At 46.9% G+C, this 13,396-nt stretch carries 10 protein-coding genes; 5 read left to right on the plus strand and 5 right to left on the minus strand.

The features are described 5' to 3' along the window. Positions 1-123 precede the first annotated feature (123 nt). A complete protein-coding gene (locus ACFOEE_RS17330; RefSeq protein WP_377127246.1) occupies positions 124-2,124 on the minus strand; it encodes a urocanate hydratase in 2,001 nt (666 codons plus the stop codon). A 12-nt stretch (positions 2,125-2,136) separates the two neighbouring features. Continuing rightward, the gene (hutH, locus tag ACFOEE_RS17335; protein WP_377127249.1) at positions 2,137-3,630 is read right to left on the minus strand and encodes a histidine ammonia-lyase; all 1,494 of its coding nucleotides are present in this window, start codon (positions 3,628-3,630) and stop codon (positions 2,137-2,139) included. A gap of 195 nt (positions 3,631-3,825) precedes the next feature. On the opposite strand from hutH, the gene ACFOEE_RS17340 reads away from it, so the two are divergent. After that, positions 3,826-4,722, plus strand: a complete 897-nt coding sequence (locus ACFOEE_RS17340; RefSeq protein ID WP_377127252.1) for a LysR family transcriptional regulator — start codon at positions 3,826-3,828, stop codon at positions 4,720-4,722. On the opposite strand, the gene ACFOEE_RS17345 is transcribed toward ACFOEE_RS17340, so the two are convergent. Then, on the minus strand, positions 4,719-5,846 hold the full coding sequence (locus ACFOEE_RS17345; RefSeq protein WP_377127256.1) for an acyltransferase family protein: 1,128 nt from the start codon (positions 5,844-5,846) through the stop codon (positions 4,719-4,721). The genes ACFOEE_RS17340 and ACFOEE_RS17345 overlap by 4 nt on opposite strands. Before the next feature lie 315 nt (positions 5,847-6,161). Further along, on the minus strand, positions 6,162-7,187 hold the full coding sequence (mtnA, locus tag ACFOEE_RS17350; RefSeq protein WP_377127259.1) for an S-methyl-5-thioribose-1-phosphate isomerase: 1,026 nt from the start codon (positions 7,185-7,187) through the stop codon (positions 6,162-6,164). Between the two features lie 120 nt (positions 7,188-7,307). Here mtnA and mtnK point away from each other — a divergent pair, with 120 nt between their 5' ends. Beyond that, a complete protein-coding gene (mtnK, locus tag ACFOEE_RS17355; RefSeq protein ID WP_377127262.1) occupies positions 7,308-8,510 on the plus strand; it encodes an S-methyl-5-thioribose kinase in 1,203 nt (400 codons plus the stop codon). A gap of 69 nt (positions 8,511-8,579) precedes the next feature. Here mtnK and ACFOEE_RS17360 read toward each other — a convergent pair whose 3' ends face one another. Then, positions 8,580-10,337 carry a DUF885 domain-containing protein gene (locus tag ACFOEE_RS17360; RefSeq protein ID WP_377127265.1) on the minus strand — a complete coding sequence of 586 codons (1,758 nt, stop codon included), beginning with the start codon at positions 10,335-10,337 and terminating at the stop codon, positions 8,580-8,582. Between the two features lie 354 nt (positions 10,338-10,691). Between ACFOEE_RS17360 and ACFOEE_RS17365 the strand changes: the two genes are divergently transcribed. From ACFOEE_RS17365 to ACFOEE_RS17375, 3 genes are all read left to right on the plus strand, one after another. Next, the gene (locus ACFOEE_RS17365; RefSeq protein ID WP_377127268.1) at positions 10,692-11,705 is read left to right on the plus strand and encodes a GGDEF domain-containing protein; all 1,014 of its coding nucleotides are present in this window, start codon (positions 10,692-10,694) and stop codon (positions 11,703-11,705) included. Positions 11,706-12,008: 303 nt separating this feature from the next. Next, positions 12,009-12,764, plus strand: a complete 756-nt coding sequence (gene ubiE, locus ACFOEE_RS17370) for a bifunctional demethylmenaquinone methyltransferase/2-methoxy-6-polyprenyl-1,4-benzoquinol methylase UbiE (RefSeq protein ID WP_377127271.1) — start codon at positions 12,009-12,011, stop codon at positions 12,762-12,764. Between the two features lie 8 nt (positions 12,765-12,772). Then, entirely contained in the window at positions 12,773-13,393 is a 621-nt protein-coding gene (locus ACFOEE_RS17375) for a ubiquinone biosynthesis accessory factor UbiJ (protein WP_377127274.1), read from the plus strand. Positions 13,394-13,396 lie beyond the last annotated feature (3 nt).

Here is a 13,396-nt window from a genome sequence, read left to right on the forward strand (position 1 = left end):
ATTCTTTCAGGCAAAGCCTAATTGATGATAACCACCTACTGAAGTAGGTGGTTTAGGGCCGAAAATAAAATGGAGGCAACCGCCTCCATTTTATTACCCAGAGGGTTAACCTTGCTCGTTCAATTAAAACGACAAGTTATTAATGATCTCGTCGTCAACACGGTTTGCTAACGTCACTTTCAGCTTTGGCGTGCGAGCCATTTCGCGCTTAATCGCAAAATTAGCTTCTTCGTTACGCGCCCAGCTGCGACGCGCGATCCCGTTATTCACATCAAATAACAGCATCGACTGCAAACGACGCTCGGCATCGGCGCTACCGTCAAGCAGCATACCAAAGCCACCGTTGATCACTTCGCCCCAACCTACTCCGCCACCATTGTGAATTGACACCCACGTCGCGCCACGGAAACCATCACCAATCACATTGTGAATCGCCATATCGGCGGTAAAGCGGCTGCCATCATAAATGTTCGAGGTTTCACGGAAAGGTGAATCCGTGCCGCTCACGTCGTGGTGGTCACGACCCAGTACCACAGGGCCAATCTCACCGCGCGCAATCGCGTCATTAAAGGCTTTCGCGATTTCCATCCGGCCTTGCGCATCGGCGTACAAAATACGCGCTTGAGAGCCAACCACCAGCTTGTTCTGCTTGGCGTCTTTGATCCACGTGATGTTGTCTTGCATCTGCTGCTGAATTTCTTCTGGCGACTCGGCCATGATGTTGTTCAGCACCTCTGCGGCAATTGCATCCGTCTTGTCTAAGTCTTCTGGTTTACCCGAAGTACACACCCAGCGGAATGGACCAAAACCATAGTCAAAACACATTGGGCCTAAGATGTCTTGTACATAAGACGGGTATTTGAAATCAATACCGTTTTCGGCCATCACATCACCGCCGGCACGCGAGGCTTCTAACAAAAACGCATTGCCGTAGTCAAAGAAGTAGGTGCCGCGCGCTGTGTGCTTGTTCACCGCATCGGCGTGACGCTTCAAGGTCGCTTGTACTTTTTGTTTGAACACCTCTGGTTCTTCGCGGATCAAACGGTTCGATTCTTCGTAGCTAATATCCACTGGGTAGTAGCCGCCCGACCACGGGTTGTGTAGTGACGTTTGGTCTGATCCTAAATGCACAAAAATATTGTGCTCATAGAAGGCTTCCCATACATCGACCACGTTACCAATGTAGGCAATCGAGACCACTTCTTCGTTTGCTTGTGCGGTTTGTACACGCGCAATCAAGGCATCCATGTTGTCGATAAGCTCGTCCACCCAACCTTGTTGGTGACGCTTAGTCGCCGCTTTTGGATTCACTTCCGCACAGACGGTAATACAGTTTGCGATATTACCTGCTTTAGGCTGCGCACCACTCATCCCACCAAGGCCGGCCGTTAGGAAAATCTTACCTTTCGGGCTTTCGCCTTTAGCAAGCACTTTACGGAAGGCGTTCATCACGGTAATAGTCGTTCCGTGTACAATGCCTTGCGGGCCAATGTACATAAACGAACCCGCTGTCATTTGCCCGTATTGGGTTACACCGAGTGCGTTAAAACGCTCCCAATCATCGGGTTTAGAGTAATTCGGGATCATCATACCGTTAGTCACCACCACGCGCGGCGCGTCTTTTGATGACGGGAACAGACCCATAGGGTGACCTGAATACATGTGTAGCGTTTGGTCTTCTTCCATTTCGCTGAGGTATTTCATGGTCAATAAATATTGCGCCCAGTTTTGGAAAACTGCGCCGTTACCACCGTAAGTGATAAGCTCTTCTGGATGCTGTGCTACCGCCGGATCAAGGTTGTTGTCCACCATCAACATAATAGCTGCGGCTTGTTGGCATTTTGCAGGGTAATCCGCAATTGAGCGCGCTTTAAGGTCGTAGTTCGGTTTAAAGCGATACATGTAGATGCGGCCAAAATCTTTCAGCTCTTGTGCAAACTCGGCCGCTAATTCTTGGTGCCATTCTTTCGGGAAGTAACGTAGCGCATTACGAATAGCCAGTTGCTTTTCCGCAGGCGTTAGAATGTCTTTGCGCTTTGGTGCACGGTTAGCATCCGCAGGATAAGGTTTTGCAGCCGGTAATTCGCTTGGAATACCTTGCTTGATTATGTCTTGAAACGTCATCACTTCGCTCCCTTAGTTAACTTTAAACGCTTGAGATTTCACTAACTTCACCATCGCATCGATGTCTGGCTTAAGTAGTCTGTCTTCTTCGAGTTTGGCGACTTTTTCACGGATAATGGCAAAGTTTTCTTCGATGATCGCTGAACACGTGTTTGGACGACGGAAATCAATCGCTTGCGCAGCATACATCAATTCAATCGCGAAGATTTTTTCTAGGTTACCTAAAATCTGGTTCAGTTTACGACCCGAGATACTGCCCATCGACACGTGATCTTCTTGACCCATAGACGTCGGTACGCTGTCCGCTGATGGCGGGAAACACAGTGATTTGTTCTCAGTAACTAATGCCGCTGTCACGTATTGCGGGATCATCATGCCCGAGTTTAAACCACCCGCAGTAGTCAGTAAGCGTGGTAAACCGTGCAAACCTTCAAGCAATAAATAACAACGACGGTCAGAAATATTACCCAGCTCTGCTGCGGCAATCGACGCATAATCCAGCACCATTGCCAATGGTTGACCGTGGAAGCCACCGCCTGAAATCGCTTCTTCTGCGCTTATCACAATCGGGTTATCCGTGACTGAGTTCATTTCGATTTCAGCCAGTTCTTTTAAGTGATAGAAGGCGTTGCGTGATGCACCGTGCACTTGTGGAATGCAGCGCAGTGAATACGGATCTTGCACACGCGCGCAATTGGTATGCGACGCCATGTTTTGAGAGCCTGTGAAGAACCTACGCATGCGCGCCGCTACTTCTACGTTGCCTTTGAAGGCACGAATTTCGTGCAGCTCTGCTCTAAACGGTGATTGGCTGCCTTGCATGCCCTCGATACTCATCGCACCCGCAAGATCCGCAAGGTCTAACAAATAACGCATTTTTGTTAGTGCAGTAATGGCATGCGACAAAATAAACTGGGTACCATTGATAAGCGCTAGGCCTTCTTTGGCATGCAGCTCAAGTGCCTCTAACCCGTGTTCACGTAGCGCCTCTGCAGCAGACACGCTTCCATTACCTTGCCAAAACTCACCTTCACCAATTAATGGCAAAAATAAGTGTGACAGCGGCGCCAGGTCGCCCGATGCACCCACTGAGCCTTGCTCTGGCACGACAGGAATTAAGTCCAGCTCGATAAACTTAAGCATACGCTCAACCACTTCCAGACGAATACCCGAAAAGCCTTGGCTGAGAGCATGTACTTTGGTGATCAACATCAGTTTTGAAATCGATTTTGCAATCGGCTCACCCACACCCACGGCGTGCGTGATCAGAAGGTTCTTTTGCAACAGGTGCGTTTCAGCCGGTGAAATTTGCGTATCGCACAGCGGGCCAAATCCCGTGTTAATACCGTAAATGGCTTTGTCAGAATTGGCCATAACGTCCACGTTGCGACGGCTATTATTAATTTTATCAATCGCGGCTTGGCACAATACGGCCTCAATACGACCTTCTGCGATACCGTTCACGATATCTAAGTCGAGTTGGTCAACACCATAATTAAACTGCATTCGAAACTCCTAACTTGCTGTTCTTATTCGCACTGTTGTATTGAATGAGGCACGGCACTTACCCATGCAACAGTGACCTAAACCTACAATGAGGTTGATTATGCTCGTCATGCTAGCTTGCTGCTGTAGTTTTATAAATGCATAATAATCGGCATTCATTCCGATTTTATCGAACTAAAAGTTCGGGAGTTTGCCATGCAAGTTCATGACGTTGACCTGCGCTTGTTACGTATTTTTGTCGCTATTGTGGAATGTGGTGGTTTGTCCGCAGCCGAGACTCGTCTCAATATCGGCCGCTCGACCATTAGTTCGCATTTATCGGATTTAGAAGTTCGCCTTGGGCTTAAGCTCTGTAAACGTGGGCGCAGTGGCTTTGAAATCACCGAATCAGGCCGCGTGACCTATCAAGCCTCGCTTGAACTCTTGCAGCAATGTGAGGCCTTTGCCAATACGGTGGCTAACTCGAAACAAAAGCTCTCGGGGCGCGTGACCATTTCCGTCATTGATACTATGGTCAGTGATCCTCGCTGTGGCGTAGCCCGCGCGATTGCTGCACTCAAAACCAAAAGCGATCAAATTCAGTTTGATATCAACGTCTGTGAAGCGCGCGAAGTGGAAACCTCGGTGGTTAACGGACGCTCTTTGATTGGGCTTGGGGTGAGCCGTCATCAACTACGCGGTTTGGACTACTTTCCACTGTATAACGAAATTAACTACTTATATTGTGGCAAAGACCACCCGTTATTTACGGCGGATCCTGAAAAAACCAAACAACTACTCAAAAGTGCCGAGGTTATCACCAGTAACTACATGCGCGACAAAGAGATCCGTAATGATGGCTTGAACTACCAAAACTCCGCCATCGCTTATCACGATGAAGGCATCGCGCATTTGATTTTATCCGGCCAATTTATCGGTTATTTGCCAGAGCACTACGCCAGCTATTGGGTGGATAAGGGCTTATTTAAAGCGATTTCCCCAGAGCAATATTCCTACCAAATTCCAGTAATGTTGATCACCTCGAAAAACCACTCCGCGACCCTATTAGCAAAAGCTTTGATTAAAGAAATAAAGCGCTGTCATAGCAATTAGCTTGCGGTTTGGGTATTTTGGTTGACTAAAGCAGCTTCTGTGGGCTGAAAGAAACGTGAACGCAACCGCAAAAATGGCCGCTCAATCGCAAAATAAAGTAGGGAAGCGACAACCAGCGCAGCACCACTATAGATTGCAAAGGCCACCACAGGATGAATGGTTGCCCAATCGTTTAGATGCGTCTTAACTACAAAAAACACGGCCTTGTGCGTCAAGTATAAGCTATACGAAATCGCAGCAATAAAGCTCACTACTGGGATTATACGTGGTCCAAGTACGTTAGCGGCACTCGATGCCGCTGCGACGATAAAGGCAAAACTTATCGCCAATATCGGAAAGCCAAGCACCGTTGCAATAAAACTTAACCTGTCTTGGAATAACCAAATGGAGACACTCATCCCCACAAGCCCCACGCCCATCACCCAATGGTTATGCGCCTGAACTTTTGACCAAACCTTAGGCATAAACACCGCAAGCGCGGCAAGCATAACACCCGCAACTAGCCCGTCTAAACGCGAGTATGTTGGGTAGTAGAGATACATCATATAGTGTTTGCCAAAAGGAAATACCCAGTCTGCATGCCATAACTGCGAACGCAAAAAGGCACCAGCAATCATTATCACTAAACAGACTACTATGACTTTGGTTGCCAGATGTTTGCCTCGCAACAACATGGCAAGTAATGGAAAGACGAGATAGAAATGCTCTTCTACACAAAGTGACCAAACATGCGAAAACGTGTTTGTGCTGAGATCGACAAACAAATTGACGGTAAAAGTAAAAAACTGCCACAGAGCGGGCAATCCTCTCCCTTCTTGGATAGCAGGAAAGACAAAATAGCACCCCAACACAACTAAGAATGCGGGTAAAATTCGCAGCGCCCGACTCAGATAAAATTGCGACAATGAAATCGACTGGCCGGTAGCGACAAAACGAAAAAGCTGGCGTGCTATCAAAAAACCACTCAGCACAAAAAATAGGTCAACTCCCATCCAACCTAAATTAGAAAAAACGGCTATGGGCATCTCTATCCGTAACGTACCAGTATGAAAAAGCATGACCCAAATAATGGCAAAGGCACGCAGAAAATCTAACCCCGGTTGCCTAGTTTTATCTGCTAACATAGTGCGCACACCCTGTACGGAGAAAATAACCTACACACTGCCATATGGATTATTGATCCTTAATTTTGAGCATGACGAACTCAATACAGCTATCTGCTTGACGTTAAGTCGGGCTACATATTGAAGATGTGCTCATATTTTAAAGCTCATCACGGTATCAAATTAATTAGGATAAACAAACGGTAAAGTGTAAAGGTAAATGTCTGCGTAGTAGTTAGGTGATAATTTTGCTGGCTAGTAGCAAGGTTAGAGGTTGAATTAGAGGTTCAATTGGCAGCACAACAAGAACTGCCAACGAGATACATAGCTTGGCAATTATGACACGTGCAACAAGGCACCTTGTGCTACCGCGTGTTGATCATACACACCGGTATCAAGCACCCAACCCATCACTAGTTCAGCCGGTGTGACATCAAAAGCAGGATTAAACACCTTGGCGTTTTGCGGCGCCCACTGGCAACTACCAAAACTGCCACTGACTCCGGTTACTTCTAGCGGGTTGCGTTCTTCAATTGGAATCGCTTTACCATTGGGGCAAACCACATCCAACGTGGTAACGGGTGCCACCACATAAAAGGGAATGTTGTGATGTTTGGCCAACACCGCGAGGTTATAAGTGCCCACTTTATTGGCAAAGTCGCCGTTAGCTGCAATTCTGTCTGCACCAACAAAGATTTTATCGACCTTGCCTGCCGCCATTAGACTTGCCGCCATATTGTCGCAAATCAGCGTATACGGTATATCCCAACAGGCCAATTCATAAGCGGTTAGTCGGCCACCTTGCAGTAAAGGACGGGTTTCATCCACCCAGACATGAATGTCTTTACCTGCTGCATGGGCTTGATGGATCACACCTAGGGCGGTGCCAATCCCCGCCGTTGCCAACGCACCGGTATTACAATGAGTAAGAATGTTATCACCTTGTTTTACCAGCTCAGCGCCAAGATTCGCCATGCGCTCACACAGCGCGATGTCTTCTTCAAACAGCATCTCAGCGGTCGCAACCACTTGGCTTGCAAAGTCAGTGGCTTGCAATGCGCCGCGTAGTTTACCCATGCAATGCATCAAGTTTACTGCAGTTGGGCGAGTCGCTTCTAATTCATCGATGGCTTGAGCCAGCGCTGCTTTATCTGCACCTTGCTCCGCCAAATACGCCACTAGTAAAGTCGCCGCTAAACCAATTAGGGGGGCGCCACGGACTTTCAAGGTCAAGATCAGTTCCGCCATTTCCGCCACCGTACGGCACTCGTGCCACACTTCTTGATGAGGTAAGAGATACTGATCCAACACACTTACTACGCCCTGTTGGTATTTTAAACTGCGCGCGATTAGCTCTTTCATGATTCCCCCTTGCATTTCTGACTTAAAGAGCATTTTACATAAAGATAGCAAGATGTGTAGACATCCAAACGTTTAAAAATATAGAATGCTATATTCAGTTTATTTCTTAAGGTGGCAATCATGGCCGGATACATCGCCTTTGATAGCGCACAAGCGCTTGAGTACGTAAAAAATTTAGGTGAATTTTTTGCAAAAGACGCGGTTTTAAACTGCTATGAATTTGGTGACGGTAACTTAAATTTAGTGTTTCGGGTGGAAGACCAACAGGGTCACAGTGTCATTGTGAAACAAGCACTCCCCTATGCGCGTTGTGTCGGCGAAAGCTGGCCGCTCAGCCTTGACCGCGCCCGTATCGAAGCCTCGGTGTTAAACCGCCACGGCGCCGTTTGTCCAAACCACACCGTCAAAGTACTACATCAAAACGATACGTTAGCCCTTACCATTCTGGAAGACTTAGGCCACTTGGCGATTTTACGTGGCGAATTAAACTCGGGTAGCACTTTCCCTGCGCTGGGTCGCGATGTGGCCACTTATCTTGCCAGTACCAGTTTTTATCACAGCGATTTTTATCTTTCTCCAGCTGAAAAAAAGGCCTTGGTTAGCGAATTTATCAATCCGGATTTGTGTGCCATCACCGAAGACCTCTTTTTTGATGACCCATATCGTCAAGCGGAACGCAATAATTATCCATCAGCGTTAAGCAGTGAAGTCGCTAAACTACAGCAAAACGCCGCACTTAAACTCGCTGTAGCAAAATTAAAAGCCAAGTTTTTCAGCTCACCTCAAACTCTGTTACATGGCGATGTGCATAGTGGCAGTATTTTTGTTGATGCCAACAATACTAAGCTGATTGACCCTGAATTTGGTTTTTTCGGCCCTATTGGCTTCGACTTAGGCTCATTTATTGGCAACTTATTGCTCAATTACTTGGCGCAAAATGGCCGTGTCAGTAGCGTGCCAAAACGCCGCGATCTCCATACTTATTTGCTTTCGACCATACATCAAACTTTAGATGTTTTTCAGGCGCGCTTTGCTGCCTTAGCACATTCTCATACCCGTGATTTGTCTTTGCAAAGCCAAGGTTACATCGAGTATTTCTTGCGTGAGGTGCTAAAAGATGCGGTGGGTTACTGTGGCACTGAGCTGGTGCGCCGTACCATTGGTCTTGCCCATGTCAGTGATATTGATGGCATTACAGACGAGCAAAAACGCTTACAAGTACAAACTCAAGCTTTATTCCTTGGTCAACAGTTGGTGCTCAATGCCGACAAGTGCGAGAGCAAGGAAGACTTCTATCAGTTATTGTTAAGTTTGCTGCAGTAGTTTCGCAACACGGCAGAACGGCTTAATAGCGTGAGCAAAGCGGCAGAGTTTACTCTGCCGCTTTTTTTATTACGGTTTGGTTTTTGCGGCTTGAATATACGCTCGTACTTGTTGTTCAAGGACAAACAGGGGTACTGAACCATGGCGGAGAATTTGATGATGGAACTCGCGAATATCAAACTCATCACCTAACGCTTGCTCTGCTTCTTTACGTAAGCGCTTAATGGTCAGCTCACCCACTTTGTAAGATAAGGCTTGTGCAGGCCACGAGATATAACGGTCAGTCTCGGTTTTGATATTGTGCAGCGACAGCGCCGTATTGTCTTTCATAAAATCCATCGCGCGCTCACGGCTCCAGCCATATAGGTGCATGCCGGTATCAACCACTAAACGTGCTGCACGCCACATTTCGTAAGTTAAGCGACCAAATTGACTGTAAGGGTCTTGATAAAAACCAACTTCCGTCCCTAAGTATTCAGAATACAATCCCCATCCTTCACCAAACGCCGAAATATAGGAATTGCGGCGATACTCAGGTAAGTAGTCGAGCTCAGCATTTAAAGCGATTTGTAAATGGTGCCCAGGTACAGCTTCATGTAGCGTAAGCGCTTCTAAAACATACAAAGGACGTTTATCCAATGCATAGGTGTTCACCCAGTAATAACCCGCATCAGTATCGCTATTGGCGCCAGCATAACGCCCAGTGGTATATTTAGGTGCAATACTGGCGGGCACCGGTGCTACGCCGTAAGGGCGGCGCGGCAAAGTGTGGAACAACTTCGGCAACTGCGCGTCGATTTTTTTGGCAATATAAGATGCTTCTTTAAGTAGTTGCTCTGGCGTGGTAGCGTAAAATTGCGGATCGGTTCGCAAAAACTCGACAAACTCAGCAAAACTGCCTTTAAAGCCAACTTGCTTGATAATGGCTGCCATTTCGCCACGAATACGTGCCACTTCCTGCAATCCGAGTTCGTGGATTTGCTTTGGCGTCATCTCTGTTGTGGTGTAGTAACGAGCACGGTTAGCATAAAACGCCTCACCATTTGGTGTTGCTGAAATACCTATGCTGTCTCTTGCTGCTGGGCGATACTCGTTAACAAAAAATTCCGCATAATCCTGATAGGCCTTGATTACCTGCTCGCGGATCACTTGTTGGGCTTTGGCTTGCAACGCAGCAAATTCAGCATCTGGTAACTGCGCCTGATTGGTTTTAAAGGGTGCATAAAACTCTGAAGTGGTCACGTCATCAACGATGTAGGCGTTAATTGAATCTTCATAACCCGCCAAAACCGCTTTTGGTTGAGTAAGTCCAGTTGCCATCCCTTGACGCATCCACGCGATATTTTCGGCAAAATAGCGGGGGACTTGCGACAAACGCTGCAAATATAAGTCATAGCCTTGGCGTTTTTTGAAGTTATGCTGATTCACCATGTACGACAATGACGAGTGAAACCCATACTCTGAGGTCAACGGCATGTAGTGGCTATTAAAACGATACTCATCAACCGCGTTTTGTACTTGGTCACGTAAGATGATCAGGTTGATTTGATTCTCTGCGCTTAACTTGCTGCGCTCGATTTTATCAAGCTCGGCTAAAAACACTTCGCGGCGGGTATTTTCCTCGGCCAAATAGGTGCTAGACAAGTTAGGTAACAAATACGCCGCATTTAGCTCTTCACGCTGATAAGGGTCAATATCACTGCGAAATTGCATGATTTTTTCGGCGAGCTGGCTAAACTGCTGGTTGCTGTCGCTCGTTGTTAACTGACAAGCGCTCAACGAAACAGCCAAGATTGCAGCAGCCAAGGGTTTGATAAGGTGGTTCACGGTAAGCTCACTTAATTATTATTCTCCCCGCACCATACCCAAGCGTGAAAGCCCGACGCAACTAAATTCGACCAGCCCACGGTTTTCTTCGATTAAAACCTGAACAAAATAAGAATTTTTGCTGAGTTTTTCAGCGAACAGGAACAAATATGTAAATTTTCTATTTCCAACCTCATTATTTTGCTTTTAAATACAGAAAATACTGATTATGGTAGTGCAGATTTACCAGTAATCCGTGGGATTGCACAGTATCGCAGTCGCCCTAGCTGGCCTTTGCAGTAGTCCTTGCGAGGCGCCAACGAAGTCGTTATCAAATGTTTATTGTTGATATTTTGTAAATAGGTTGCAGTAGTAATGATGTTCCATGATCCTATGGCAGTGGCACAAGATAAAATGACGCAGGTTTGCTTATTTCTCGAGCACCACCACCTGCCTCCGACACCATTGAACTATCAGGTTGCCTATACCTATGTCAGTAAAACTATTACTGCTCTGAACCAAGCAATTGACCGTGCGGCACTGCAAAACGACACAATCGATAGTATCATTATTGAACATCTGTATTTTGAGCATCTTCACCCCAGCCACAGCCAAGAAACGGCTATGCTTAAACAAGTGGATACCGTAATTGCCTCACTCTCTAGCCAAGCCCAACATTCAGAGCGCAGTGTTTCACAGTTTGCAGCACAGCTCAGTGTCTGCGTTCACCAACTGGACGAACACAATGTGGCAAAAACCAAGCGGGCGCTGGCTGAGCTCAACAAACACACGCAAGCGCTATTGCTGCAACATCGACAATTCAAACAAGAACTCGCCAAAGCCCGTCAATTACAACAAAAAAACCTGCAGCAATTAAATGAATTACGTCGCCAACATATGTTGGATCCGCAATCTGGGTTATACAAGCGCCATTACCTCAATCAGCAAACCCAACTTTGGTTAGGGCAAGACAAACAACTTTGCGCGATTGCCATTCAAGTAGATAACCTTGACGAATTTTGTCAGGATTATGGCGATGTGGTTGGTGAAGTGGTACTCAACAAAGTCGCCAAGCAAATTCATAAATATGTTAAAGACAGTGGCTTGCCAGGACGTACCAGTAAAAATCAGTTTACTGTGTTGCTGGCCGACATTGAGCCAGAAACCGCGAACATCATCGCGGAAAAAGTACGCAATGGTGTTGAAAAGCTGAAATTTATCAGCTCCAAAAATAATCTTAATTTACCACCGGTAAAAATCACTTTAGGGATTGCCAAGCACCAGGCCGAGCAGGACTTTAATGCCCTCGCTCGCCATGCGGCTTGCGCAGCGCACAAAGCGCAAGCGCTCGGTCAAGCCTGTTATATCAGCGGCAGCACCGCGCTTTGATCTCCGTACATAAGGTAAGTAACCTGAGCTTTGGATAATTAATATCTCTAGCAGCCAATTTTAACGCTAATTGCGTTGAATTCACTGCCAATAGCTCGCTATTGGTGCGTAAATTCGCCTTGTTATCCCTAAAATTTGCTGGCTAGATGAGGGTAAAGTTAATGCTCCCCTTAAAAACAATGGGTTAATCTATTTCTTATCCAAAGCTCAGGTTAAGTAACTCAATGTGCAAGTGAATTGCACCAGTGCGCTGCTTTCAAGTACACTAAGGACAGATTTTCGCTTAACGAGCTTTGCACGCCCATGACAGACAAGCATTCAGACACCACGCATTTTGGTTATCAAACCGTCGCCACCAAAGACAAGGCTGGCAAAGTGGCAGAAGTATTTCACTCTGTTGCTGCCAAATACGACATCATGAACGACTTGATGTCGATGGGGATCCACCGTTTATGGAAGCGCCAAACGATTGCCAGCTCAGGCGTGCGCAAAGGTCATCGAGTGCTCGATTTAGCCGGTGGCACAGGCGATTTAACCGCTAAGTTCAGTGAATTAGTCGGTGATACCGGTCAGGTCATTTTGGGTGATATCAACGACTCTATGCTTAAAGTTGGCCGTGAAAAGCTACGTAACTTGGGCCTGGTGAGCAACATCGAGTACGTGCAAATGAACGCCGAAGCACTGCCGTTCCCTGACAACAGTGTTGATGTCATCACCATCGCATTTGGCCTACGGAATGTCACCGACAAAGATAAAGCTCTGCGTTCAATGTACCGTATTCTTAAGCCGGGTGGCCGTTTATTGGTGTTGGAGTTCTCTAAACCAACCCACGAAAGCCTCTCCAAGCTGTATGACTTTTACTCATTTAATGTGCTACCAACTATGGGGCAGTTGGTTGCCAATGACAGTGAGTCGTACAAGTATTTGGCCGAATCAATCCGTATGCACCCAGATCAAGACACTTTAAAAGCCATGATGGTTGAGGCGGGCTTTGAGCAAGTCGATTATCAAAATATGACCGGTGGCATTGTCGCGTTACACCGCGGCTTTAAATATTAAGGCGAGTTATGCTGAAACCTGTGCTGGGTGCCATTGCCGAACAAGGCTTGAATCGTTTATTAACGCTCGCCCCTGCACTGTCAGTGCAGCTGCAAGCGGTCGCACATCAAATTTTAGTGGTGGAGATCCGCGACTGGCAACAACAACTGGCGCTTACTTTTACTGGGCAGCGCTTTCATGTTTTTGTTGATTATCCAGAGCGCGGTGACTGCTGGGTAAGTGCCGACTTTGCTACTCTTGCCAGCTTGCAAGACCCCAGTCAGTTAACTTTACTGATCCGCCAAGAACGCCTCGATTTAGAAGGCGACCTTCACTTGGCGCAAAGCTACAGCAAAGTATTTGCTAACTTACATATAGATTGGCCTGAGCAACTGTCTCATTATATTGGTGATGCGCCCGCCCAACAGCTGTGGCAGCTATTACAACAAGGTCGCAGTCACGCCACTGTGCAACACGGGCTATTTACCCAGACTTTAACCCAGTTGTGCCAAGACGAGCTCAAAGTCGCTATTCACCCGCTGGAACTGCAACAATTCACCAGCCTCACCCGAACCTTAAAAGCGCAAGTGGATAAGCTCGAACAACGTATTGAGGCGTTGCTCGCACATCCTGCCACTATCAAGGAGTAATGC

It is taken from the genome of Pseudoalteromonas fenneropenaei, assembly GCF_042643375.1.
GTDB classification, from domain to species: domain Bacteria; phylum Pseudomonadota; class Gammaproteobacteria; order Enterobacterales; family Alteromonadaceae; genus Pseudoalteromonas; species Pseudoalteromonas fenneropenaei.

Bases quoted from the DNA above. Each gene is read 5' to 3' on its own strand.
- ACFOEE_RS17375 (WP_377127274.1), top strand. From the start codon at position 12,773: ATGCTGAAACCTGTGCTGGGTGCCATTGCCGAACAAGGCTTGAATCGT.
- ACFOEE_RS17340 (WP_377127252.1), top strand. From the start codon at position 3,826: ATGCAAGTTCATGACGTTGACCTGCGCTTGTTACGTATTTTTGTCGCT.
- ACFOEE_RS17330 (WP_377127246.1), bottom strand. From the start codon at position 2,124: ATGACGTTTCAAGACATAATCAAGCAAGGTATTCCAAGCGAATTACCG.
- hutH (WP_377127249.1), bottom strand. From the start codon at position 3,630: ATGCAGTTTAATTATGGTGTTGACCAACTCGACTTAGATATCGTGAAC.
- mtnA (WP_377127259.1), bottom strand. From the start codon at position 7,187: ATGAAAGAGCTAATCGCGCGCAGTTTAAAATACCAACAGGGCGTAGTA.
- ubiE (WP_377127271.1), top strand. From the start codon at position 12,009: ATGACAGACAAGCATTCAGACACCACGCATTTTGGTTATCAAACCGTC.
- mtnK (WP_377127262.1), top strand. From the start codon at position 7,308: ATGGCCGGATACATCGCCTTTGATAGCGCACAAGCGCTTGAGTACGTA.
- ACFOEE_RS17345 (WP_377127256.1), bottom strand. From the start codon at position 5,846: ATGTTAGCAGATAAAACTAGGCAACCGGGGTTAGATTTTCTGCGTGCC.
- ACFOEE_RS17365 (WP_377127268.1), top strand. From the start codon at position 10,692: ATGATGTTCCATGATCCTATGGCAGTGGCACAAGATAAAATGACGCAG.